Below are 25550 nucleotides of genomic sequence, written 5' to 3'. Positions count from 1 at the left end.
ACCTTTCAGGCTTTAGAAGCTGACCAATCCCGCCTCAGCCACAGGTCGACGTCGTCTTTCAAATACTGCATCAGCTCAGAGACCGGCGGCAGCATCCGTGACTGCCCTGTTGGGGCATAGCAGTTTTTCCCAGTACGGTAGAAAACTGGGCCTCCGAACCATGCAGATTTGGTCAGAACAACACGCTTCTGCGCACCAACACAGGTGTTTTGAACGCGTGCCAGTTGGTAGTGATGCCGCCCCCCGTACCCGTTGTAAATCATCATGAGATCACCCTGCGCTAAGGGCTTATCAATAATGTACTGTTTGATAGCTTCTTCAGTCCAGCCAAAATAGGGGTGATCACCCTTGGCATCAATCTCGAGCTCTTTAGTCATAGTAACCGATCATCTCCTTCCATCTGTTTAATCTGCCTGAACAGTGCGCACCAATAAATTGTGTTCTCAGGAGGATTAGGGCTCATCCTGCTATTACATATCCTCCTCTACGAGCTGCCTCCCCTCTTCAAGAACATGCCTCGGAATAACGATAAACAGCAACTCTCTCGCTGCGATTATTACTTGCTCCCCATCTTCGTCATCAAAACTGACAGCGGGAACCACATCTGGACCATTTTCAAGGTGAAAGAACAGGTCGTAAGCTTGCTCTGGGTCCTCAATAAACGTTTCGAAGGGATCATCAGCATCACGCATATACATGAGCACTGGACCCTCATATCGCCCTGGTCCGGACGGAAAACTCGGCTCGAAAAGTATATGCAAGACCTGGACAAAATTCGGATTCACGGCAACCGATTTACCGTCAACGGTATCGAAACACAAAAATCCCTCATTTGTAGCGTTTACCGGATTGGCGGCCACTATTTCGCGGACACGATCGCGCTCCCGCTCTAGCACTTCAGCAACTAAAGGCTCAACTTGTCCTCGAAAGAAGAACTTCAGGAAGTAGCGATAAACCCCTTGCGCCATAAATCACTCCAAGAATGAAGGCTATCGAGGCCACAGGCGACTCGAAGAACCTGGGTGTGCATGCGATTCAGATTTTGACCAACGACTGGCCGGCTGTCACTCGGCGCATTCGCGTAGCCCGACGAAACGACAACCGAACTAAACAAAAGCGAACAACTTCATCAGTTCGCCATTAGCCTTCCCAGAGCCTCGCCCGGCTCATGCGCCCTCATAAAAGCCTCCCCAATCAAAAACGCCCCAATCCCTCCGTCTTGCAGCCTCTTTACATCTTCCGAGCTGTGAATCCCACTCTCCGAAACCACCAACCGATCCTCCGGCACCATCGGCGCCAACCTTAGCGTAGTCTCCAGGTCAGTAACAAACCGATGCAAATCCCGATTATTGATCCCCACCAGATCCCCAGGCACCGCCAACGCCCGCTCCATCTCTGCCTCGTCGTGCACTTCCACCAGCACAGCCAGCCCCACTTCCTTACCCAACGCGGCCAGTTCGGCAAGCTGGTCATCATCCAGCGCGGCAACAATCAACAACAGCGCATCGGCCCCTATGGCGCGGGTCTCGACGACCTGCCAAGGGTCGATAATGAAGTCCTTACGCAGGACGGGCAGGCGGCAGGCCGCTCTAGCCTCGACCAGGAAGGCCGACTGGCCGCCGAAGAAGCCTTCGTCGGTGAGGACGGACAGACAAGTCGCCCCACCCGCTTCGTAGCTCTTGGCGATCGCTTCGGGGTCGAAGTCGGGGCGGATGATGCCGGCAGAGGGCGAGGCGCGCTTGACCTCGGCGATAACGGCGTCCTTTGTGGCGGCCGCGCGGGTTTTCAGTTCGCCGGCAAAGTCGCGCGTGGGCGGCAGATCCTTGACGATTGCCTTGAGTTCTTCCAGTGGCCGGTCGGAGCGGCGGTGTTCGACTTCGTCTTTCTTGGCGGCCAGGATCTGCTTGAGGATGTCGGCGCTCACAGGGCGTAGCTCCGGGTGGCGTATTGCTTGAGGCGTTCCAGGCCGGCGCCGGTGGCGAGGATGTCTTTGGCCTGCTGGATGCCGGCTTCCAGGCTCTCGGCGCGGCCGGAGACGTAGATGGCCGCGCCGGCGTTGAGCGCGACCATGTCGGCGGCCGGGCCGGGCTCGCCGCCCAGGGCAGCTTCGACCAAGCCCAGGCTTTCTTTCGCATCGCCCACTTGCAGCGCGGCCAGGCTGGTGTGCTTGATGCCGTAATCGTTGGGCTGGATTTCCAGCTCGCTGATTTCGCCGTTCTTGAGTTCGGCGGCCTTGGTCGGCTCGACGATGGAGATTTCGTCGAGGCCGTCATGGCTGTGGACGACCAGCACGTGGCGGCTGCCCAGGGCGTGCATCACCTCGGCCAGGGGCAGGACCAATTCCGGGGCATACACGCCCAGCACCTGGTTGGGTGCGGCGGCGGGGTTGGTCAGGGGGCCGAGCAGGTTGAACAGGGTTCTCAAGCCCAGCGCCTTGCGCGGGCCGATGGCGTGCTTCATGGCCGTGTGGTGCTGCGGTGCGAACAAAAAGCCCACGCCCAGTTCGTCGATGAGGATGGCGACCTGTTCAGGCGTGAGGTCGAGCCGGCAGCCGGCGGCTTCGAGCACGTCGGCCGCACCCGACTTGCTGGATACCGAGCGATTGCCGTGCTTGGCCACGCGCACGCCGGCGGCGGCCGCGGCGAAGGCCGATGCGGTGGAGACGTTGAACAGCGAAGCGCCGTCGCCGCCGGTGCCGACGATATCGGTCAGGCCCTCGCGGTCGATGTCGACGCGCTGGGCGACCTGGCGCATCACCTCGGCGGCGGCGGCAATCTCGATCGGTGTCTCGCCCTTGACGCGCAGCGCCATGAGCAGGCCGCCGATCTGCGCCGGCTCGGCTTCGCCGGCCATGATCTCGTGCATGGCCGATCGCATCAGCTCGCCTTCGAGGTCGCGGCCTTCGGCCAGTTCGTTCAGGGCCTGCTTGATGGCGGTCATAGTTCTATCTTCATTGCTTTTGGTCCAGAAAATTCCTGAGCAGGTCGTGGCCATGGCGCGTGAGGATCGATTCGGGGTGGAACTGTACGCCCTCGACGGGCAGTTCCTTGTGCCTGAAACCCATGATCTCGTCCCGCTCGCCGTTTTTCTCAGTCCAGGCGGTCTCTTCCAGGCAGTCCGGCAGGGACTCACGCGCGACGATCAGCGAATGGTAACGCGTGGCCTCGAAGGGATTGCTCAAGCCCGCGAACACGCCCTTGTCAGTGTGGTGCATGTCTGAGACCTTGCCGTGCATGACTTCGCGGGCGCGCACCACCTCGCCGCCGAAGGCCTGGCCGATGGCCTGGTGGCCCAGGCAGACACCGAGTATCGGGAACACGCCGGCCAGTTCCTTGACCACGTCCAGGCACACGCCGGCCTCGTTGGGCGTGCACGGGCCCGGCGAGAGCACGATGCGGTCGGGCGCCAACTCACGAATGCCGGCAATATCGATGGCGTCGTTGCGCACGGTATGCACGTCCGCGCCCAGCTCGCCCAGGTACTGCACCAGGTTGTAGGTGAACGAGTCGTAGTTGTCGATCATCAGCACCTTCATCGGTGCAGTCCTCTGGCTGGGCTCATGCATCCTCCGGTGGGCGGATGCGGTCGAAGACATCTTCGGGCAGGGGCAGGAGCCTGGTACGGCGATGCTCCTCAGCATCGGCAGCCACCGTCTGGTGGTAGTCTTCCGGCACCTCGACGCCATCCAGTCCGAACCGGGCCATATCTTCGGCCGACAGGGCCCAGACGCAATTGCAATCCAGATCGTGGCCGACGACGGTGATGCGCGCGTCGACGCCGATTCGCTCGTAAAACGCTTTCTGACGCTCTCTTATTTGCTCGAGTTGGCGACGGAGCGACAGCCCGGTCCGAGGCTGGACGCGCGTCGGGATGTTCCAGCTGCGCTGTATCGCCGACCCGTGCCAGGTCACCGTGGCGCCTTCGGCAATGACTTTCCGGCGGCCCGCGGTGAAGACGTAGTTGGCACAGGATGAGTGACAGCCGGTGTTGACCGCTTTCACATCGAGCCCGTGTTCGAACACCAGCTCGCCCAGATCCATGCCGATCATCACGTCGCCGCCGGGCGATTCGATTGCCAGCCAGTTGATCGAGTCACCGTGCTTCTGGAGCAGCTTGGCCACCTCATCAACCGCCTCTTCGATCATCATCCCGCGATAGATGATGTGGTCAGCCTCGTGCCAGACTTCATAGCCCTTCGGTTCCGACGACTCCTCCGGCGAGGTCGCGCAAGCGCAGACAAGCAGAACGATAGCGATCAATATCAGCAAGTTTCGAAGTTTCATGACAGCCTCCCTCCTGCTTCACTCACCGCGCGGATCAGTGCGCGGCCCTTGTTGAGGGTTTCTTCCCATTCGGCCTGCGGGTCGGAGTCGGCGACGATGCCGGCGCCGGCCTGCAGGTGCAGGGTGTGGTCCTTGACCAGCGCGGTGCGGATGGCAATGGCCAGATCCGCGTTGCCGTGCCAGTCCAGGTGGCCGACCGCGCCGGCGTAGACGCCGCGGCGGACCGGCTCGAGTTCGTTGATGATTTCCATGGCGCGCACTTTCGGGGCGCCCGAGAGCGTGCCGGCCGGGAAGGTGGCGCGCAGCACGTCAATCGCGCTCATGTCGGTGTCGAGCTGGCCGTGGACTTCCGAGACCAGGTGCATGACGTGCGAGTAGCGCTCGATGACCATGCGGTCGGTCAGCTCGACCGTGCCGGTGGCGGCGATGCGGCCAATGTCGTTGCGGCCCAGGTCGATGAGCATCAGGTGCTCGGCCAGTTCCTTGGGATCGGCCTTGAGTTCCTCTTCAAGGCGGCGATCCTCTTCGGCCGTCTTGCCGCGCGGGCGTGTGCCGGCGATGGGGCGCACCATGGCCTCGCGGTCGGACACGCGCACCAGCACTTCGGGCGAGGAGCCGACGACCTGGAAGTCGCCGAAATCGAAAAAGTACATGTAGGGCGAGGGATTGAGGCTTCTCAAGGCCCGGTAGACGTCGAGCGGCCGGGCGGCCAGGTCCACGCTCATGCGCTGGGACAGCACCACCTGCATGGTGTCGCCGTCGAGGATGTATTGCTTGATGCGCGCAACCGCGTCCTTGAAGTCCTTTTCGGCAAAGCCGAAGCGGAAATCATCCTCGCCCGGGGCTTCGAGCGAGACCGGCGGCGGGTAGCCGGGCGAGCCGCTGCGCAGGCGATGGACGAGCTGGTCGAGGCGGCGATTGGTGTGGTCCCAGGCTTGTTCTTCGTCCGGGTCGGCATTGACGATCAGGTAGAGCCGGCCGGCCAGGTTGTCGAACACGGCCAGTTCCTCGGCTTCCAGCAGCAGGATCTCGGGCACGCCCAGCTCGTCGGGCTTGGCCGAAAAATCCAGCCTGGGTTCGAGGTGGGCGACCGTCTCGTAGCCGAAGTAGCCGACCAGGCCGCCACTGAAGCCGGGCAGTTCGTCCAGCTCGGGGGCCTTGCGGCTTTTGACCAGGGCGTCGATCTGTTCGAGCGGGTCGATGTCGTCGCTACGCTCGACGACGCGGCCGTATTCCAGGGATTCGAGCGTGCGACCCGTGGCGCGCCAGGCGCGGCGGCACGGCAGGCCGATTATGGAATATCGACCCCAGTTCTCGCCGCCCTCGACCGATTCGAGCAAAAAGGCGTTGGGGCCGTCGGCCAGCTTCAGGTAGACCGACAGCGGCGTATCCAGGTCGGCCGCAATCGAGCGCCAGACCGGAATGCGGTTGTAGCCTTCGCGGGCGAATTCCTCAAAACGGGCCGAATCCACTGGGCCATCCATCGAAAAGAACGAGCCGGCTATTGTATGCGCCCAAGCGCGGGCTGGCCATCAACAGCAACTATGTCGCCCCGGAAACCGCGAAGCGGTTATCCGGGGCCTTGCACGCTTCGGCTGGCAGTGAGTTTTGCCGTGCCGGCGTGAATGTGCGAGGTCCCGGATCGGGGTCCGGGACGACGATTCGCGTCGGTTTCGGGGCGCGCTGTCGTGGGCTACGGACCGGCATCTTCGAAGCGGTCGGAGAAGACCGAGATACTCAGAAACTCCGCTTCGACCGTGACATCGGAAGTGACGCCCGCATCCGTGCGCGGGTTCTCGGTGCTGCCGTCGCTCCACTGCGAGAAGAAGTAGCCGCTGTCCGGCACCGCTTCGACCGACGCGCCGTCGCTGCCGTGGTCGACGGTCTGCGTTGTCGTGCCGCTGATAGTGCCGTTGGCGCCGACCGTATAGGTCAGCGTGTAGCTATTGATCTCGTACTGGGCCGTCACCGTCAGGTTGCCTGTGACGTTGTCGAAGGGGACATCCCAGCCGGTGAAAGTGTAGCCCTCGCGCGTGGGATCGGCCGGAGCCGTCGCCGCCGAACCGTGATCCACGGTTTCAGCCTTCAGTTCGCTGCCGTCATGGTCGACGAAGGTGACCGTGTAGGAATTGATCTCGAATTCAGCTTCCACCGTCACATCGGCCTGCACATTGGTATCGGTGCGCGGATTGGCGGTGCTGGCGTCGCTCCACTGAACAAAGTGATAGCCGGTGTCGGGGACCGCTTCGACCGAGGTTCCGTCGCTGCCGTGGTCGACCGTCTGCGGCGTCGTGCCGCTGATCGATCCGTTGGCGCCAGCCGTGTAGGTTAGCTGATAGGTATCGATGGCGAATTCGGCTTCGACTGTGATGTCGGAGGTCACATTGGTGTCCGTGCGCGGGTTGGCGGTGTTGCCATCGCTCCACTGCACGAAATGGTAGTTGGCATCCGGTACCGCTTCGACCGACGTGCCGTCGCCGCCGTGGTCGACCGTCTGCGGTGTAGTACCGGTGACTGAACCGTTGGCGCCGGCCGTGTAGATCAGCGTGTAGGAAGCGGCTGTCTCGTAAGAAATCTCCAGGCACCATTCTGCCAGGGTGCCACTGAAATCACCGGCAACGTCCGCGGCATTCAGCGTCCAGGTTCCATCACTGGCCAAGCCGTCAAAGACCGACAGGGCCTCGTTGGGCGTGGGGTTACCGAACAGCGCAGGGGGCGAACCGCCACACTGATCTTCTACCGGCCCATCCGTGCCTTCGTCATCGAGCCAGAGATCAAAATCGTCAGCGGAACAGCCAAAACCGCCGTTCGTCACACCCGGTTGGTCGACCACGATGGCCTGAGTCGAGCTATCAGGATGGGTCAGGCTGAAGACAAGATCACCAACCCAATCATGATCCCCGCGTAAATAGAGATTGACATCGACGATGTTCTCGCTGGGGGTCACCGATAACGAATCGGAGACACCCGCCGTATCGCCATCCGGGATCGCTACGTTGGGTGCACTGCAAACCTGAACAATGCTTTCCGTGATGAAGCTGAAGGCCGATGAAACGACTCCGTCACCACAGGAGTTCACGGCGGTCACCCGCCAGTAGTAGGTCGTACTTTCATTCAAGGCAACCGGCAGATCGTAGCTAGTGCCTGCCACGGTCGCTGCATGCACGATGGAGCTGAAACCGGAATCAGTCGCGATATCAACTCGGTATTCCGAGGCATCAATGGCTGCATTCCAACTCAGAGAGGGCTGCAGGGAAATGCCGGCACTGCTGTCGGCGGGAGACTGCAAAGTTGTCTGATCGGGCGTTGCTGAGTCCACGTTCAGCGTCAAAAATGCACTCGCCGTATTGCCCGGATCCGCATCGTCGATGGCGATGGCCTCGATGTCATAGCTGCCGCTTGCAACGCTGCCCAGGCCGCTGATGGTCAGAACGGACTGATTGATTGGATACACGACCGGATTTTCCGAGTAGCTTTCCGAGGCGCCGGCTGGAAGGCTGGCGACCGACAGATCGGTAGTGCCACCGAACTGTTCGCTGAGTGTGAGCGTGGAGTCAACACTTCCCTCAGAAGAACACACACTCATTTCGAAAGGATCCAGGAGCACACCGGTATCGGCCAGTTCGCCGGTCATCACCAAGGAAAAATCCTGGCCACTCAGATCTGGCGGATTCTGCGCGGTGCTCACTGATGCCACTTCGATCTGCCATTCGCCGGTCACTGGTGACTCGACGTAGACATTCTCCACGTTGTTGATGGCGTCACGCCCAGCCGGATCCGGCTCCGACCATGCTGCGGTGAACTGATTACCCCGGTAAACCGTACCGTCGGGCGCCGTAATGATCAGATCGAGATCGTTGATATGACAGGGATCGCAACCGCCAGCGCCCGGCGGATCGGTCCATGTCATGGTCACACGGAACGGTTCAGTTGAAGAGTCGACGGCAATGCTCGTATCCCAACTTTCACCGGTGGAGAGATGATCGACCTCATGTTGATCGAAGTATCGAATCCCGTCAGGCACCGGGCCCTCAATGGCCTTGCGCAGGTTGATTCGGCCCCACCCCTGATCCATGGATGGAAACCCGAAGCCCATGTCAGTGGCAGTGTTGATCAGGGCCGCCTTAACCAGTGCTGGGCTGGGCATCGCGCCATGACGATCGAGATGGGCTTCCATGAACACCGCCGCAGCACCGGCCACAACCGGACTGGCCATGGAAGTGCCGGGCATCAGTGCATATTCACTGCCCGTCCAGGCCTGTTCCCATGGATTGGTGGCCGAAGGGTCCGTACTTTCGGTTGACAAGACATCGGAACCAGGCGCCACGACATCGGGCTTGATGCGCTGCTGGGCTGGGCCGCGTCCGGAAAAGCACGCCATGCTGTCGATGCCCGGGCCGCTACAATTACTGGGCACATAACTGCCACAACGATCGTTCTGCGACGCCCCGACGGTGATCGCGTTTTTGGCGTTGCCGGGTGTGCCGATTGTTTCGCTTGTGGGACCATCATTGCCCGCAGCGAAGATGATGGTCATCTGGTCGGAGATCGAAGTCGACGGATCGGCGTCTCGCACGGCGGCATCGATATCCGCAGTTTGGGCCAGATAACCATAGGTAGTGGTGTAGCCCCAGGAATTATTGGTCAGGTCGGCGCCCTGCTGGGCATGCCATTGCATCATTCCCGTCTCGGTCGTGCTACCGCCGTCAAAGATATTGTTGTGGGTAATGCTGGCATTCCAAGCGATACCCCGGGCATCGGGCAGCGGTGTCGTTTGATCACCGCAGTTGGACGTATTGTTGGGAGAACTGGCAGCACCGCGACCGGCCACCGTGCCCGTGACATGGGTACCGTGTGCATTGTCCGTTTCGGTCTCCGTACCCAGAAACGCCACGACACTTCCGGCCGGAAAATCCGGGTGGCTCAGATCCATTCCTGAATCGTTTACGCCCGCAATAATGCCCGAACCGGTATAACCCAGCCCGGGCTCGGTCCACACGGGCTCGGCATTGATGATGTAGTCCTTGGCTGCCAGGTTGTTGAACTTACGGCGCGGATATTCACCGTGCACGAACGCCACTTCGGGCACATCTTCCAGAAGCCTGGATAGGCCCGGGGCCGTTGCCAGGAACTGAGCCGCTCGGCGACCGGGACGGTACTCAGGGCCCTGTTGCAGAATGGCCAGCACCCGCCGATGGACATTGGACAGATCCGCATCGGCATGAAAAATGACCCGCACCAGCGCGCGTTCTCCAGACATCCGCATGCCGACAGCAGCAGCCGTGGCACGGCCCGAAAGCCAGTCGCTCACTTTCGGTGCAATGCGACTTGACTCAGGCAAAGGCAACGCATGCCGGATGACCTGGAAACCTTGAGAGGTCACAATTGATGTCGCGGCATCCTGGATCCTGGCACTGTCGCCGCGCACCACCAACCCATATGGGCTTGCGTGATCAACGATCGTTAGATCTTGAGCCTCGATCTCATCCCGCCACCGGGCATCGAGCGGCCCCACAAGGGAAAGGAGAAAATAACTGTTCGTGTGCGCCGAAAGTGCTTCCGGCTCATATCCATCCACAGTCCCGCGCCAGGAACGGTAACTCAGGGACTGCCGGTCCTCCAGTTCACTGCTCAAGCGGCGCAGCTGCAAAGGCAGCGAATTTGCCGGCGTACGAACAAGCCACCGACCCTGATACCCATGAATCAATTCGGCGTCCGCAGGCAATTGCCCGACCAATGCCTGTGGAACCATGAAATATTCCAAGGTCAATGCATCCGGCGAGCGCGAGCCAGGCTTCTCCGGGCCATCGGCGGCCCAGACCACTGACGAGAGAAAAATCGCCGTGAGCACAATGGAGACAAGCTGCGTGATGCGCTTGCGGTCAACATGCTGGTTTTTCACTGGTAAATCACCATCGTTGCCGCTAGATGTTCGGCGGCGTTGTCGTTTCAATTGAGGGATTGTGCTGGTGCGGTGCCGAATCAATATTCGAAATCTCTTATATCACCGCAACCCGTCGCATTCAATCGCCGCGCAGTGCCCGGATGACTTGGGCGTAGTCGTCCTGGCCGAAAATTGCTGACCCCGCAACGAGCGTATCGGCACCGGCCTCGCGGATCTCGGCCGCGTTGTTGGGTTTGACGCCGCCGTCGATTTCCAGGCGGATGTCGCGGCCGGAGTCGTCGATGATTTTTCTCGCCTGCTTGAGCTTCTCGAGGGCGGCGGGAATGAACTTCTGGCCGCCGAAGCCCGGGTTGACCGACATGATCAGCACCAGGTCGACCTTGTCGATGACCCACTCGAGGATGTCGAGCGGCGTGGCCGGGTTGAACACCAGGCCGGCCTTGCAGCCCTGTTCGCGGATCAGGGCCAGCGAGCGGTCGACGTGCTTGGTGGCTTCCGGATGGAAACTGATCACGCTGGCGCCGGCCTTGGCGAAATCGGGAATGATGCGGTCGACCGGCTCGACCATCAGGTGCACGTCGATGGGTGCGGTGATGCCGTGGTTTCTGAGCGCCTGGCAGACCATCGGGCCGATGGTGAGGTTGGGCACGTAGTGGTTGTCCATGACGTCGAAGTGCACCCAGTCGGCGCCGTCATCGAGCACCTGGGTGACTTCCTCGCCCAGGCGGGCGAAATCGGCGGAGAGAATGCTGGGCGCAATCAGGGTGGGCTGCTTCATGGCTGGATCAGGTGCGTATAATTCGGGGCTGGCCGACATTGTACCCGCCAACGTGAGCGACTACCCCGTCCCACCGCTGGAACTGCTGCACCAGGGCAAGGTGCGCGATATTTACGCCGTCGACGACGATCGCCTGCTGATCGTCGCCTCCGACCGCCTGTCGGCCTTCGACGTAGTCCTGCCCGACGCCATTCCGGGCAAGGGCGAGATTCTCACGCGCATTTCGAAGTTCTGGTTCGCCCAGTTCGCCGACCTGGTGCCCAACCACCTGCTCGACGGTGATCTAACCGAGATCGTCGGCAGCGCGGACCTGGCGGCCGAGCTGACACCGCGCAGCATGCTGGTCAAGCGCCTGAAGTCGCTGCCGGTCGAGGCCATCGTGCGCGGCTACCTGGCCGGGTCGGGCTGGAAGGACTACCAGAAGAGCGGCGGCATCTGCGGCATCGAGCTGCCCGAAGAGCTGGAACAGGCCGGCGCCCTGCCCGACCCGATCTTCACGCCTTCGACCAAGGCCGCCGTGGGCGATCACGACGAAAACATCGACATGGCCGCCATGCAAAAGCAGATCGGCGCCGAGCTGGCGCTTCGCATTCGCGACATCAGCCTGGCCATCTATCGCCGCGCTGCGGCCTTTGCGCGCGATCGCGGCATCATCATCGCCGACACCAAGTTCGAATTCGGCGTCGACGGTGACGGCGAGCTCTACCTGATCGACGAGTTGCTCACCCCCGACAGCTCGCGCTTCTGGCCGATCGATCAGTGGCGCCTGGGCACCAGCCCGCCCAGTTTCGACAAGCAGTTCGTGCGCGACTACCTGGAGACCCTGGACTGGGACAAGACCGCGCCGGGGCCCAAACTGCCCGCAGAAATCATCGAACAGACGGTGGCGCGCTACCGCGAGGCCGAACAACGCCTGCTCGATGCCGATGCATGAATTCGGCCCACAGCGCGTAGCGGCCGATTCAGCACTCGGCCGGGTCACCGCCGGCATTCTGTTTCTCACCCTGGCCACCGCCCTGGTGGTCCCGAATGCGCTCGACGCCGGCATGGTCGCTCTGGTGCTGCTGGCCCTGGGCTGGCTGCCCCGCCCCGACGGCTGGCGCCGGCATGAACTGCACCGCATGGAATGGCTGTTTCTGGCCAGCATCGTGGTCTACGTGGCCGCCTGGCTGCTGGCCTGGACCGGGCACGGCCTGGCCGAGGCGGGAAGCGGCACCACCGAGCGCCTGCTGAAGCTGCTGGGCGCGATTCCGGTGTTTCTCTACCTGCGCCGGGTCGACGGCCTGGAAGACTGGTGGTGGAACGGCCTGGTCGCCGGGGCCCTGCTGGCCGGCGGCTATGCCCTCTGGTGGTTGCTGACCGGACAGACGGGCGAGTACGACGCGCGCGTGACCGGCCCGACCAACCCGATCTATTTCGGCGGTTTCGCCATGGCCTACGCCCTGATGCTCATTCCCCGCCTGGCCGACGAACGCCAGTCCACGGGAGCGCGTTCGCTGGCGGGCCTGGCCGTGATGCTGGCCTTCGTTGCCAATGCCCTGTCGGGATCGCGCGGGGCCTGGCTGGCGATTCCGCTGCTGTTGGCGGTCTACCTGTTTACCGCCGGTGCGCGCCAGCCGATCCGGATGCGACTCGGCGTGCCGCTGGTCATTCTCGTGCTGAGCCTGGTCGTGCTGTTCGTGCCGACCCTGCCGATGAGCGAGCGGGTCAGCGAAACCCTGCTCGAACTGAGCCTGATCGCCGAGGGCACCAATGGCCAGGGCGGCATCGGCTTGCGCATGCAGATGTGGGAGATCGCGGCCGGCCTGATCCAGGCCGACCCGCTGTGGGGAACCGGGCCGGGCACGTTCCGGGTCGCGCTGGTGGAATCGGTTCAGGCCGGCCTGTATGACCCGGGCCTGCTGCGCTACGAGCATCCCCACAACCAGTACCTGTCGAGCCTGATCGAGGGCGGCGTCGGCCTTTTCGCCTGTCTGCTGCTGCTGCTGGCCGCGCCGATCCTGCTGGTCTCGCCGTTGAGCCGGACTTTCTCGCAGCAGTGTCGCTACCTGGCCTGGTGCGCGCTGGCTGCCGCCGTGGTGTTTGCGACCCTGGCCCTGTCCGAGTCGCTGTTCGAGCGCAATGCCGGTGTTGTCTGGCTGGCCTTTTTGGCCTCGGTCACGACCGCCCTGGCCGGCGGTAGCGCTCGGCAGCAATCAGTCCCGGGCGAGCGCGAGGATCCAGGCGGAGATCCCTGAGGCCGCGTCGCCGGCCTGCCATTGTTCCATTTGCCGGCACAAGTCCCGGGCCAGTTCCGGCTCGCGCTCGATGCGCAGAGCGGCCGCAGCAAGCCGATCGGGGTCGGGCTCGGCGGCAATCGCCGCACCGGCCTGTGCCAGACGCCTGGCCCGCGCGGGCTGATCGCGACCGCCGAGCGCTACCAGCACCAGCGGCCGAACGGCGGCGAATGCCTGGGCACTGAGCATGCTGCCGGCGCCGATCACGGCCAGTTTGGCCTCGCTCAGCAGGGCACCCACAGCGGCTGCCGGCATTTTCGGGATCACCAACACGTCCGGATCTGAATCGACCGGGCCGGCATACTGCGGCCCCATCACCACGACCGCCCGGCGACCGCTTTCGCGGCTGAATTTGCGGGCGGATTCAAGAAAGATCTCCGGCACCGGCCGGCCCTGCAGTTGATAGCCCCCGCCGCCGGGGATGAACACAGCGCCCGTATTGGGTGCCGGTAACTGATCGCGCCAGGGCTCGAGTGCTGCCGTATCGGCTAGCGGAATGACCGGCGGCGACAGTTCCGCCCGGCTGCCGGGGAAACAGGCCAGCAGCGCCCGTTCATGAAAATGCAGTCGCCGCTCAGGGCGATCGTCGATCACCACGTGCAGGTCCTGCCAGCGAAGCTGGCGCGGCCTGAACCCCTTGAGGCGCTTGCGGGGCCGGTTACTGATCCACACCACCCGGGCGCCGGCTTCCTTGGCAGCCCGCATCTGCCGGACCCGACCGCTGTGGTCGAAAACCACCACGTCGGGACGCAGGGCGCGGACTTGTTCAATCACCGCGTCGCCCGCTCGCGCCGGCGTGTCATCGAGCAGGTGGTAATCGAAGCGCTCGTCGCGTTCGACCCGGGCTTCGCGATGCAATAGAAAGGCAATCCCGGCGCTTTCGTCCTGGCGCCGGATCTCGCGCGCCAGGGTCAGGCAGCGGTAGTACTCGCCGCTGCCCTTCGGTCCGCTGGCCGGGGCCAGGAGAATGCGCACAGCCGCGCGATTCATGATTGTTGCCGCCGCTTGCGCTTGCGGTGTGGATTGACGCCTGGATAGCGATTCGCTTCGCCTTCAGGCGCGGTCTTGAAGCGGCGGTGGACCCAGAAGTACTGCGCCGGATCCTGCCGGATCTGGCGCTCGAGAAAGGCATTGAAGCGGGCCAGGTCGTACGCGTCGTCGCCGCTGGGAAAATGCTCGAACGGCGGTTCGATCACGACCCGGACACGGCCGGACTCGGCGTCGCGCAGCGGGTACATGCCCAGCACCACGGCATCGCCCATGCGCGCCATGTTGGAAATGCCGGTGGCGGTGGCCGTGGCCAGGCCGAAAAAGGGCACGAAGATCGAACGCTGCGGCCCGAAGTCCTGGTCGGGCGCGTACCACAGCAGCTTGCCGGCGCGCAGGTGACGCACCATGGCGCGCAGTTCGTTGCGCCGGAACATGCCCCGGGCGTAGCGCAGGCGGCCGCGGTTCTGGAATTTCTCGACCGCCTGGTTGCGCTGCGGCCGGTAAACACCCCAGGTCGGCGTGGCTTCACACAGCAACCGTCCACCCAGTTCGAGCGAGGTGGCATGCCCGGTCAGCAGCAGAATGCCCTTGCCGGTCGCGCGGGCCCGCTCGAGGTGCTCGAGACCCTCGACCGTGCCAAATCGCTCGTCGAGCGTGCCCGGCCGGCACCAGGCGATGGCGCCCTCGGCCAGCATCTCGGCGAGGAAGCGAAAGTGGCGCCGGACAACGTCCTGACGCTCTTCGGCACTCATCTCGGGAAAGCACAACTCGATGTTGCGCTCGGCAATCCGGCGACGCGACGGCAGAGCCAGTGCGAACAGCGGCCCGAGCGGGCGAACCAGGGCGCGCGCCGCGCCCGGGGGCATGCGGCCAAGCAGCCGGATCGGCTGAAGCAGGATCCAGGTCAGGAAGTCGATCATGCGGGTTGCCGTTGCTCGTCGACGCCGACCACCCGGCGCGCCGGGCCGGGGCCCGGATCATGAAGTAAACTCGTCGCCGTCATGCTTGCAGTCTACCGTTTGCTCATTGTTCTCGTCGCGCCCCTGGCGCTGATCTGGCTGCGCTGGAGAATCGCCGGACCGGCCGAGCTTCGCGCCCGCTGGAAAGAACGCCTCGGCCAGGTGCCGATGGCCGGCGAGCGGCCGGTCCTGTGGCTGCATGCCGCCTCGGTGGGCGAAGTCAACGCCATCGCCGCCCTGGTCGAGGCACTGCTCGAGCGCTATCCCGAACACAGCCTGGTCGTCAGTACGATCACGGTCACCGGCCGGGCCGAGGCGATTCGCCGATTTGGCGACCGGGTCGAGACGGTGTTCGCGCCGCTGGACACACCCTGGCTCGTCGGTCGCTGGCTCAAACGCATCCGTCCGCGGCTGGCCATGGTAGCCGAAACCGAGATCTGGCCCGAACTGTATCGCGGCTGCCGCAAGCGCGGCGTGCCCCTGGTGCTGGTCAATGCCCGGCTGGCGCCCTCGGCCATGCAGCGCTACGAACGCTTCCGGTCGCTGTTTGCCGGCGCCCTGTCCGCCGTCGACCTGGCGATCTGCCAGAGCGAGGATGACGCGCAGCGTTTTCGCGACCTGGGCATGGACAAGGATCGGGTCGCCATGGCCGGCAACCTCAAATTCGATCGCATCCTGCCCGACAACCTCGGCGCGACGGTCCGCCGGCTGCGCGAGCAGTGGGGCGAGCGGGCGACCTGGGTGGCCGGCAGCACGCGCCCGGGCGAAGAAACGATCGTGCTCGAGGCCCATCGGCAGTTGCGGGAGCGGCGTTCCGACGCCCTGCTGATACTCGCGCCCCGCCATCCCGATCGCAGCGTCGAGATCCGCGGCCTGATCGAAGAGGCCGGGATGAAACAGCAGTCGTTCGACGAAACCATCGAGGCGGATACGGCGATCGTGTTGGTCGATCGGATCGGTGTGTTGCAGTCCTGTTATGCGGCCGCGCCGGCCGCCTTCGTCGGCGGCAGCCTGGTCGATATCGGCGGTCACAACCTGCTCGAACCGGCCGCCTTCGGCAAGGCGGTCATCGCCGGCCCCCACCTGCATCAGCAGGCCGACTCGGCCCGGGCGCTACGCGCCAACGGTGCACTGCTGGAAGTCCACGATGCCGACGAACTGGCACAGGCGGTGGGGTCGATCTGGGAAGATCCTCAGTGCGCGCTCGACTACGGTCGGGCGGCCCTGGAGGTGGTGGAAAACGGGCGCGGCAGTGTCCGCCGCACCCTAAAATTGATCGAACCCCTGATCAGTTGACCAAGAGCTCGTTGACCCAGGCCAGATCGTCTTCGTTCAGGAGCCCGGCGGTCTGGCGCAGGCGCAACTGGTTAAGGATGAACTGGTGGCGGGCGTCGGAGTAGTTGCGCTCGGCCTGGTAGAAACGCTGCTCGGCCTGCAGCACGTCAACGATCGTGCGTGTACCTACCTCGAAACCGGCGTTGGTGGCCTCGAGCGCGCTATTGGCCGAAACCTGGGCCTGGCGGCGGGCTTCGACCTCCTGGATGCCGGCAACGATGGCACGGTAGGCGGTTTCGGTCTGGCGCTTGATGGCGCGCTCGGTCTGCGACAGCGTGGCATCGGCGGCGCGAAGTGAATAGCCGGCCTGGCGACGGCGCGATTGCGTGGCAAAGCCCGAGAAGATCGGGACATCCAGGACCAGGCCAACTTCCCAACCCTCATTTTCCAGGGTTGCTGATGCAATCGGTTCCTGCGTGACCGGATCGCGACCCACCCACTCGTTGTCGCTGAAGCTCGAATAACCCGCTTCGAGTCCCAGGCTCGGCAAGTGACCGGCTCGGGCAACACGCAGATCGGCCTGGGCTACATCGACCTGGGAACGCTGTTGCATCAACTGCGGATTGAGTTCCAGGGCCTGTGCCACCCACTCCTCGACATCGGACGGCTCGGGCATTTCCAGCGGGATTTCATTGGCCAGGCGCGCGAAGTTCTCGAACCACGCACCGGCGACTTCCCGCAACGCGTCGCGGGCATCCTCGAGGGCGTTCTCGGCCGTGATGACGCGCGCACGGGCCGCATCGTAGACCGCACGTGCTTCATGGACGTCGGTCACGGCCGCCAGACCGACCTCGAAACGCTGCTCGGCCTGCTCGAACTGGCGCTGAAGAGCGGTCTGCTCGGACTGGGCAAATCGCACCGAGTCGAGGGCCGTGAGCACATCGAAGTAGCGTTCCGAGACGCGAAACAGGAATGCCTGCCAGGCCTCTACATACTGTGCCTCGGCCACGCTCAGTTCAGCCCGCCCGCGATCGAGCCGGCCGTAATTGGCATCGTCGTAGATGCTCTGGCGCAGCGAGACGCTCCAGTTGTCAGTATCGGTGTCTTGCGATTCAAGCTCGGTACCGGCGATGGTCGTGGTTGAAGATCCCTGCCTGACGCCGGCCGAGGCATTGATGCTCGGCAGCAGACTGGCGCGGGCCTGGGTAGGGATTTCACCGGCCGCATTCAGCCGCTGCTCGGCGACGCGGATCTCGGCATCGTGGCTCTGCGCCAGCTCATAGACACCCATCAGGTCGACGGCGTTGGCCGTACTGCTCAGCCCCAGCGCGACCGCCAGGGTCAGGAAGATTTTGTTGCGATTGATCATGTGATTCGGCTCGCTTGAGAAATCAGAATTCGAACTCGGGCTTGTCTTCGGCGCCGATCAGGCGCGGCAGGTCGGTGTCGAACAGACTGTCGATCCGCCAGTGGTCTTGTTCCGTACGGGTCATGCAGATCGCCTCCATGGCCGGACTGAAACCGCGTACGGCAAACAGGCGACCACCGGCCTTGACCCACTGGCAGAAGCGCTCCGGGACGGACGCCGCCGAGGCGGTCACGACAACCACATCGAAGGATCCGTCGGGCTGGTAATCCGACAAGGCATCGGCGGCGATCACTTCGACCCCTTCAACACCGACGCTCTCGAGCCGACGTTCGGCCCGCTCGGCCAGTTTCGGCAGACACTCGACCGAGACGACCGAGGCACCCAGGTGGGCGAGACAGGCGGCGATGAAGCCCGAACCCGTGCCGATCTCGAGCACGCGCTGGCCAGGCTGGATCTCCAGCGACTGGAGCATCCGGCCTTCCTCGATCGGCTTCATCATGACCTGGTCGTCACCCAGCGGAATCCGCAGGTCGGAAAATGCCAGGCGGCGATACTTGGCCGGCACGAAATCCTCACGCGGCACTTCGCGCAGCGCATCAAGCACGGCGGGGTCGAGCACGTCCCAGGTGCGAACCTGCTGCTCGACCATGTTGAATCGGGCCTGTTCGAGATTGATCGACATGGCTGAAACTTCCAATGACTTTGATGACGGATTGCGGAGATATTGTACTCGGTCACGCATCAATTCGACTGTGCCAGTGGTCATGAACCGATTCGGTCCGTCCGAACCCGCTCGACCCCGGGCAGCGGCTGCTAACATGTTGCGATTGACCCCGCACCCGACAGGCACAGTTCATGACCGATCGCGCCCCCGAAACCGCCTCCGAAATCGCCCGCCGCCTCGACGACGACCTGCTCAAGCCCTGGCCGGGCTCGCGCATCGTCCACATCAGCGGCTCGCGCCCCGACATCCAGGTGCCGCTGAGGGAGATTCGCCAGCACGACACGCCGGCGACCTTCGGCGCCCAGCCCAATCCGCCGATTTACGTCTACGAGACGGCCGCGGCCTATATCGACCCCGAGACCCGGCCCGATCCGGCCGCGGGACTCGCGCCGCTGAGGCAGCCCTGGATCGACGCGCGCGCCGATACCGAAACCCTGGACAGGCGCTCGTCCGAGTTTGCCCGCGAGCAGGAGGCGCTGACGCCGGTCGAACTCAAGTTTCCGAATCGTCCCGCCCCGCGGCGCGCCCGGGCCGGCCAGAACCTCAGCCAGATGCACTACGCCCGCCAGGGCATCGTCACGCCCGAAATGGAGTACGTGGCGATCCGTGAGAATGCCGGGCTCGAACAGCTCGAGGACGCCTACCGGGCCGCGGGCCTGATGCAGCGCCATCCCGGCCAGGCGCGCGGCGCGAACCTGCCCGAGATCGTCACGCCCGAGTTCGTGCGCGACGAGATCGCCGCGGGCCGGGCCATCATTCCGGCCAACGTCAACCATCCGGAAGCCGAACCGATGATCATCGGCCGCAACTTCCGGGTGAAGGTCAATGCCAATATCGGCAATTCCGCGGTCAGGTCCTCGATCACCGACGAGGTCGAGAAACTGGTCTGGTCGCTCCGATTCGGCGCCGACACGGTGATGGACCTTTCGACCGGCAAGCACATCCACCAGACGCGCGAGTGGATCATCCGCAACTCGCCGGTGCCGATCGGCACCGTGCCGATCTACCAGGCCCTGGAAAAGGTCGGCGGCGTGCCCGAGGACCTGACCTGGGAGCTGTTCCGGGACACCCTCATCGAGCAGGCCGAGCAAGGCGTGGACTACTTCACCATCCATGCCGGCGTGCGCCTGCCCTTCGTGCCGATGACGGCCCGGCGTGTGACCGGCATCGTCTCGCGCGGCGGCTCGATCATGGCCAAGTGGTGCCTGGCACACCACCGCGAGAGCTTCTTGTACGAGCACTTCGAAGACATCTGCGAAATCATGAAGGCCTACGACGTCAGCTTCTCGCTGGGTGACGGCCTGCGCCCGGGCTCGATTGCCGATGCCAACGACCAGGCCCAGATGGCCGAGCTGCGCACCCTGGGCGAACTGACCACGATCGCCTGGAAACACGACTGCCAGGTGATGATCGAAGGCCCGGGCCACGTGCCGTTGCAGCTGATCGAGGAGAACATGACCGAGGAGCTCAAGCACTGCCACGAGGCACCTTTCTACACCCTGGGGCCACTGGTCACCGACATCGCCCCGGGCTATGACCACATCACCTCCGGCATCGGCGCGGCCAACATCGGCTGGCACGGCACGGCCATGCTCTGTTACGTCACGCCCAAGGAGCATCTGGGCCTGCCCGACAAGCACGATGTGCGCGTGGGCCTGGTGACCTACAAGATCGCCGCCCACGCCTCCGACCTGGCCAAGGGGCATCCCGGCGCCCAGCTGCGCGACAACGCGCTGTCGAAGGCGCGCTTCGAGTTCCGCTGGGAGGACCAGTTCAACCTGGGCCTCGACCCGGCCCGGGCGCGTGAATACCACGACCAGACCCTGCCCAAGGACGCCCACAAGGTGGCCCACTTCTGCTCCATGTGCGGGCCGAAGTTCTGCTCGATGAAGATCACCCAGGACGTGCGCGAGTACGCCGCCGAGCACGGACTCGACACCGACGAGGCGGTCGAGGCCGGGATGGAAGAGAAGGCGCAGGAATTCCGTGAGTCGGGGGCGGAGGTCTACCGCAAGCAGTAAGCCGGAGTACACTCAAGGACTGCATTCCATGGAGGAAGCCCCATGCGTATTCTGATTGCTGCCCTGACCCTCACCCTGGCACTCGGCGCGCAGGCCGGGTCGCTGGTTTTCGAGAATGTCCGCCTGGTCGATGTCAAGGACGGCTCGGTGTCGGAGCCGATGCGCGTCGGCGTGGTCGATGGCTTCATTGTCGATGCCGATTCGATCGAGCAGCCCGACGCGACCGTCGAGGCAGACGGTTTCCTGATTCCCGGCCTGGCGGAGATGCACGCCCATGTGCCGCAGATGCGCGCCGGCGAACAAGTGGTTCACGACACCCTGATGCTCTGGCTGGCCCACGGCATCACCACCGTTCGCGGCATGCTGGGCGAGCCGGGTCACCTGACGCTTCGTCAGCAGCTGGCCAACGGCGAGGTCCCCGGCCCGCGTCTGGTTACTTCCGGGCCCTCGTTCAACGGCAGTTCGGTTTCTTCGCCCGAGGCGGCACGCCGCATGGTCCTGGCCCAGCACGAGGCCGGCTACGACCTGCTCAAGCTGCATCCCGGCCTGTGGCCGCAGGCCTTCGACGCGATCGTCGAGAGTGCCGACCGGCTCGGCATCGACTACTCCGGTCATGTTTCCGTCGCCGTCGGACTGGAGCGCGTGTTCGAATCGAGCCAGGGCACGATCGATCATCTCGACGGCTATGCGCAACTGATGGTGCCGGAAGACCACGACCGCCACGGCACCGATCCGGGCCTGTTCGGCGTCAACCTGATCGACGGCATGGTCGCCGACCGCATTCCCGACCTGGCACGCCGAACCACCGATGCCGGCATCGCCAACGTCCCCACGCAGAGCCTGGTCGAGAACTGGGCGACCGGTGATGTCGACGCCTTGATGCAGCGCGACGCGATGCGCTGGATTCCGGCCGACATGGCGGCACAGTGGCGTGAGCGGGTCACGCAACTGCGTGCCAGCTACGACTCCAGCGCGGACGCCGAACGCTACGTCGAGCTGCGCCGACGACTGATCCGCGAACTGCACGAGGCCGGGGCGATGATCCTGGCCGGCGCCGATTCACCACAGATCCTGAGCGTGCCCGGCGATGCCATCCACCACGAGCTGGCGATCTATGTCGATGCCGGGCTGACACCCGCCGAAGCCCTGGCCACCGCGACTAGCAACGTGGCCGACTACCTGGGCGAGAAAAACCGCGGCTGCCTCGAGCCCGGCTGTGTGGCCGACCTGGTGTTGCTGGAGTCCAATCCGTTGGAAGACATCGACCACACCCGCTCAATCCAGGGCGTGATGCGCGCCGGCGAGTGGTTCGATCGCGGGCGGCTGGATACGGCGCTGGAGGCGATCGCCGAGCGTGCGGGTGGCGGTACGACCGAAAACCTTTGACACGCAAAGCAGCGAAGCAGCAAAGAACGCGAAGTTGATGAAAGATACTGAAAGAGGCAATCAGGAACCAAGCATTCTTTCTAATTACTTTTATTTTTTGTGAATTCTTTGCGTGCTTTGCTGCTTTGCTGCTTCGCTTTTATAGGATTTTCCTGCTCCATGAACCCGACAACTCCAAACACAGCCTACAACCCGCTCAGCTACATCGACCGCCTCGACGAGCGCGCCGTCGAATCGATCGAGCTGGTCGTGATCCATGCCACCGAGCTGCCCGACCTGGCGACGGCGCGGGAGTACGGCGAACGCATTCACCATGAAAGCTCGCAGACCGGCAATAGCGGGCACTTCTACATCGACCGCGACGGCAGCGTTGAACTATGGGTACCGCTCGAGCGCGTGGCACATCACGTGCGGGGTCACAACCGAAACTCGGTGGGGATCGAGCTGGTCAATCAGGGCCGTTGGCCGAACTGGCTCGACAGTCGCCACCAGGACTGGACCGAGGACTACAGCGAGGCGCAGATCGAGGCACTGATCAAGCTGCTGGAGAAACTGCAGACCGACCTACCCGGCCTGCAATCGATCGCCGGCCACGATGACCTGGACACCGGCGTGGTGAACGCCAGCGATGATGCATCGATCACGGTCCGAAGAAAAGTCGACCCCGGGCCGTTGTTTCCTTGGGGCGAAGTCGAAGCCCGAGTCGGTCTGAAGCGCTCTGGGATGTAAATCTTATAAACGCAAAGCAGCGAAGCAGCAAAGATCGCAAAGAAAACCTATTCTCTTTATTCTTTTAATCTTTCTTTGCGTCCTTCGCTGCTTAGCTGCTTTGCGTTTTAAAGGTTTTAAGGTTTTAAGGATCAACCCCCACTGCGATCCTTGAGCGCCGCAGTGACGATTTCTTCGATGTGGGGCGACAGGCCCTTCTTGTCCGCCAGTTTCTGCAGCTGTTCCTTCATCATTGCCGCGCGCTTGTCGTCATAGGCACCCCAGCGGTTGAAGGTGGTGGCCAGTCGGGCACCGACTTGCGGGTTGAAGTCGTCGAGCTGGTTGAGGACTTCACCGACCAGCCGGTAGCCGGCACCGTCGGCGCGGTGAAAGGCCACCGGGTTCCCCATCGCGAAGGCGCCGATCAGTGAGCGCACCTTGTTGGGGTTGTTGAGCCGGAAGGCGCTGTGATCCATCAGGCGGTGCACATCGTCGACCGCACTCGCGTCGGCGCGCGTGGCCTGGACGGTGAACCACTTGTCCATCACCAGCGGGTTGTCGGCGAAGCGCTGTTCGAAGTCGGCCAGTGCACGGTCGCCCCCCTCGAGTTCGTTGTGCGTGAGGATGCGGAAGGCGGCCAGGCGGTCGGTCATGTTATCGGCCTGCTCGTAGTGCTTCGAGGCCAGTTGATCGGCACCGTCCGACCCCCCCGCGGCCAGCAGCCCCAGCGCGACGTTGCGCAGGCGCCGGCGGGCGGCATCGGGTCCGTCGGCCGACCAGTCACCGCTCGGGGCCAGGGCTTCGAAACGCTCGAGCAGTCTCATCTCCAGTTGACGGCCGAGCAATTGCACCAACTTTTTGCGGGCCGCGTGGATCGCATCGACATCAACCGGACTGCGGTCCTGGGCCAGCTCGCCTTCCGATGGCAGGCTGAGCAATTCGGCGGCGAGTGCGGGATCACGGTCGGAGTCATCGAGCACGGCGGCCCAGGCCTCGACCAGCAGGTCGGCATCATGGTCTTCGCGCCCCTCGATCCAGTCACCGAGGACGCGCTCGCTCAGGCCGCGCATGGCACGCCAGCGGCTGAAAGGGTCGGGATCAAAGCCGGCCAGACGTGCCAGGTCGCGGCTGGACCAGTCGAACTCGAGCTTGACCGGGGCGGAGAAGTCCCGGAGCAGCGACGGCAGCGCATCGGCGGACAAGCCGCTGAAACGGAACTCGGCCTCGCTGTCGGTCAGCACCAGCAGACGGGTGTTCGGCCCGGATTCACTCTCTCCGGCCAGGGTGACCGGCAGCGGCCGGTTGTCGGCATCGAGGAAGCCGACCTTGACCGGGATCATCAGCGCGCCGAGGTTGCGGTTGTCGCGGTGATCGGACAGGTGCTGTTTGAGCGTGAGCACGAGTTCGCCGCTGTCGTCGTCGAAGCGCGTGTCGGCTTCGAGCGTCGGCGTGCCCACCTGGCGGTACCAGCGCTCGAACTGCTCGAGGTCGGTGTCGTTGGCATCGGCCATGGCGCGCCGGAAATCGTCGCAGGTAACGGCCTGGCCATCAAAGCGCTCGAAGTAGAGATCCATGCCGCGCCGGAAACCGTCGCGGCCGAGCAGGGTCTCGTACATGCGAACGACCTGTGCGCCCTTCTCGTAGACGGTGGCGGTGTAGAAATTGTTGATCTCGACGTAGCGCTCGGGCCGGATCGGATGCGCCATCGGCCCGTCATCCTCCGGGAACTGGCGCGCCATCAGGGCGGATACGTCCTGGATGCGTTTCACGCCCCGGGAGCGCTGGTCGGAGGTGAATTCCTGGTCGCGGTAAACCGTCAGCCCTTCCTTGAGGGTGAGCTGGAACCAGTCGCGGCAGGTAACGCGGTTGCCGGTCCAGTTGTGGAAGTACTCGTGGGCGATGACCGACTCGATGCCTTCGTAGTCGGCATCGGTCGCGGTTTCACGGTCGGCCAGCACGTAGCGGGCGTTGAAGATGTTGAGACTCTTGTTTTCCATCGCACCCATGTTGAAGTCGTGGGTGGCGACGACGTGGAAGACATCGAGATCGTATTCCAGTCCGAAGCGCTCCTCGTCCCAGGCCATCGAGCGCTTGAGACTGTCCATGGCGTGATCGAGCTGCGTGATGTTCTCCGGTTCGGAGTAGATCTTGAGTTTTACCTCGCGGCCGGACTGCGTGGTGAACGTGTCTTCCAGCACGTCGAGCTCACCGGCGACGATGGCGAACAGGTAGCTCGGCTTGGGGAACGGGTCGTCCCAGACCGCGAAGTGGCGACCGTCTTCGAGTTCACCGTCCTCGACGCAGTTGCCGTTGGACAGTAGGACGGGGAAGCGCTGGCGATCACCGGCCAGGCGCACGCGATAGGTCGCCATGACGTCGGGCCGGTCGGGGAACCAGGTGATCTTGCGGAAACCCTCGGCCTCGCACTGGGTCAGCAGCATGGCGCCGGAGCGGTAAAGGCCCTCGAGCGCGGTGTTGCGGTCGGGATGGATGAGCACCTCGACGGTCACCACGGCCCGATCGGGCACGTTCTCGACCACCAGGGCTTCGTCGCCGGAACGCTCTTCGAACGGCACGGATTCGCCGTCAATCTCGACGCGCCGGGTGTCCAGGTTGGCACCCGAAAGGGTCAAGGGCTCGGAGTCGACCTCCGGATTGCGCCGAACCGATATCCGGCTGATAACCCGGGTTTCGGCAGCGTCGAGGTCGAAATCGAGTTCTACATGATCGACCCACCAGGCCGGTGGCCGGTATTCCTGGCGGAGAACGGGGGTGCGAGGCTGGTCACCACGTGCGGACATGAAGAACTCCTGTACAGACTGGACGGGTAGTATAGGGGGATGCCTGTCGAATCCTCGCTAAAACCCGGTGACACC

The 25550-nt window shown here is 63.6% G+C and carries 20 protein-coding genes; 6 read left to right on the top strand and 14 right to left on the bottom strand.

Features of this window, described 5'->3' with window-relative positions:
• Positions 1–5 precede the first annotated feature (5 nt).
• The 9 genes from G4Y73_RS02785 to rpe form a co-directional block, all read right to left on the bottom strand.
• A complete protein-coding gene (locus G4Y73_RS02785) occupies positions 6–377 on the bottom strand; it encodes a hypothetical protein (protein ID WP_164229125.1) in 372 nt (123 codons plus the stop codon).
• Positions 378–470: 93 nt separating this feature from the next.
• Positions 471–968, bottom strand: a complete 498-nt coding sequence (locus G4Y73_RS02780; RefSeq protein WP_164229123.1) for a hypothetical protein — start codon at positions 966–968, stop codon at positions 471–473.
• A gap of 161 nt (positions 969–1129) precedes the next feature.
• Positions 1130–1924, bottom strand: coding sequence for an indole-3-glycerol phosphate synthase TrpC (trpC, locus tag G4Y73_RS02775; RefSeq protein WP_164229121.1), 795 nt, complete (start codon positions 1922–1924; stop codon positions 1130–1132).
• A complete protein-coding gene (gene trpD, locus G4Y73_RS02770; protein WP_164229119.1) occupies positions 1921–2940 on the bottom strand; it encodes an anthranilate phosphoribosyltransferase in 1020 nt (339 codons plus the stop codon). The genes trpC and trpD overlap by 4 nt, the downstream gene beginning before the upstream one ends.
• A gap of 10 nt (positions 2941–2950) precedes the next feature.
• A complete protein-coding gene (locus G4Y73_RS02765; RefSeq protein ID WP_240451123.1) occupies positions 2951–3535 on the bottom strand; it encodes an aminodeoxychorismate/anthranilate synthase component II in 585 nt (194 codons plus the stop codon).
• Between the two features lie 22 nt (positions 3536–3557).
• Complete coding sequence (locus G4Y73_RS02760) at positions 3558–4283, bottom strand: hypothetical protein (protein WP_164229116.1); 726 nt, start codon at positions 4281–4283, stop codon at positions 3558–3560.
• Positions 4280–5755 (bottom strand): anthranilate synthase component I, encoded by a 1476-nt coding sequence (gene trpE, locus G4Y73_RS02755; protein ID WP_346426819.1) that lies wholly within the window; start codon positions 5753–5755, stop codon positions 4280–4282. Before trpE ends, G4Y73_RS02760 begins: the two co-directional genes overlap by 4 nt.
• A 221-nt stretch (positions 5756–5976) precedes the next feature.
• Positions 5977–10185, bottom strand: a complete 4209-nt coding sequence (locus G4Y73_RS02750; protein WP_164229110.1) for a S8 family serine peptidase — start codon at positions 10183–10185, stop codon at positions 5977–5979.
• A 121-nt stretch (positions 10186–10306) separates the two neighbouring features.
• Positions 10307–10966, bottom strand: coding sequence for a ribulose-phosphate 3-epimerase (gene rpe, locus G4Y73_RS02745; protein ID WP_164229107.1), 660 nt, complete (start codon positions 10964–10966; stop codon positions 10307–10309).
• Positions 10967–11018: 52 nt separating this feature from the next.
• Between rpe and G4Y73_RS02740 the strand changes: the two genes are divergently transcribed.
• Together G4Y73_RS02740 and G4Y73_RS02735 are read left to right on the top strand one after the other, a co-directional pair.
• The gene (locus G4Y73_RS02740) at positions 11019–11900 is read left to right on the top strand and encodes a phosphoribosylaminoimidazolesuccinocarboxamide synthase (RefSeq protein WP_346426818.1); all 882 of its coding nucleotides are present in this window, start codon (positions 11019–11021) and stop codon (positions 11898–11900) included.
• A complete protein-coding gene (locus G4Y73_RS02735) occupies positions 11893–13203 on the top strand; it encodes an O-antigen ligase family protein (RefSeq protein WP_164229102.1) in 1311 nt (436 codons plus the stop codon). The genes G4Y73_RS02740 and G4Y73_RS02735 overlap by 8 nt, the downstream gene beginning before the upstream one ends.
• On the opposite strand, the gene G4Y73_RS02730 is transcribed toward G4Y73_RS02735, so the two are convergent.
• Positions 13162–14232, bottom strand: coding sequence for a hypothetical protein (locus G4Y73_RS02730; protein WP_164229100.1), 1071 nt, complete (start codon positions 14230–14232; stop codon positions 13162–13164). The genes G4Y73_RS02735 and G4Y73_RS02730 overlap by 42 nt on opposite strands.
• Positions 14229–15152, bottom strand: coding sequence for a lipid A biosynthesis lauroyl acyltransferase (locus G4Y73_RS02725; protein ID WP_164229098.1), 924 nt, complete (start codon positions 15150–15152; stop codon positions 14229–14231). Before G4Y73_RS02725 ends, G4Y73_RS02730 begins: the two co-directional genes overlap by 4 nt.
• An 81-nt stretch (positions 15153–15233) precedes the next feature.
• On the opposite strand from G4Y73_RS02725, the gene G4Y73_RS02720 reads away from it, so the two are divergent.
• Positions 15234–16487: a 3-deoxy-D-manno-octulosonic acid transferase gene (locus G4Y73_RS02720; protein WP_164229096.1), complete on the top strand. Its 1254-nt coding sequence runs from the start codon at positions 15234–15236 to the stop codon at positions 16485–16487.
• Here the strand turns inward: G4Y73_RS02720 and G4Y73_RS02715 are convergent.
• Entirely contained in the window at positions 16480–17835 is a 1356-nt protein-coding gene (locus G4Y73_RS02715; protein ID WP_164229094.1) for a TolC family outer membrane protein, read from the bottom strand. The genes G4Y73_RS02720 and G4Y73_RS02715 overlap by 8 nt on opposite strands.
• 22 nt (positions 17836–17857) lie before the next feature.
• A complete protein-coding gene (locus tag G4Y73_RS02710) occupies positions 17858–18517 on the bottom strand; it encodes a protein-L-isoaspartate O-methyltransferase (protein ID WP_164229092.1) in 660 nt (219 codons plus the stop codon).
• A 173-nt stretch (positions 18518–18690) separates the two neighbouring features.
• On the opposite strand from G4Y73_RS02710, the gene thiC reads away from it, so the two are divergent.
• The 3 genes from thiC (at position 18691) to G4Y73_RS02695 (ending at position 22695) form a co-directional block, all read left to right on the top strand.
• On the top strand, positions 18691–20580 hold the full coding sequence (gene thiC / locus G4Y73_RS02705; RefSeq protein WP_164229090.1) for a phosphomethylpyrimidine synthase ThiC: 1890 nt from the start codon (positions 18691–18693) through the stop codon (positions 20578–20580).
• 42 nt (positions 20581–20622) lie between these two features.
• The gene (locus G4Y73_RS02700) at positions 20623–21966 is read left to right on the top strand and encodes an amidohydrolase family protein (protein ID WP_164229089.1); all 1344 of its coding nucleotides are present in this window, start codon (positions 20623–20625) and stop codon (positions 21964–21966) included.
• Between the two features lie 159 nt (positions 21967–22125).
• The gene (locus G4Y73_RS02695; protein ID WP_164229088.1) at positions 22126–22695 is read left to right on the top strand and encodes an N-acetylmuramoyl-L-alanine amidase; all 570 of its coding nucleotides are present in this window, start codon (positions 22126–22128) and stop codon (positions 22693–22695) included.
• Between the two features lie 131 nt (positions 22696–22826).
• On the opposite strand, the gene pepN is transcribed toward G4Y73_RS02695, so the two are convergent.
• Entirely contained in the window at positions 22827–25475 is a 2649-nt protein-coding gene (pepN, locus tag G4Y73_RS02690; protein WP_164229086.1) for an aminopeptidase N, read from the bottom strand.
• Positions 25476–25550: the final 75 nt, after the last annotated feature.

Origin of the sequence: Wenzhouxiangella sp. XN201, from assembly GCF_011008905.1 — a bacterium.
Taxonomy (GTDB): domain Bacteria; phylum Pseudomonadota; class Gammaproteobacteria; order Xanthomonadales; family Wenzhouxiangellaceae; genus Wenzhouxiangella.
This window is presented reverse-complemented; position numbering and strand designations above follow the sequence as displayed.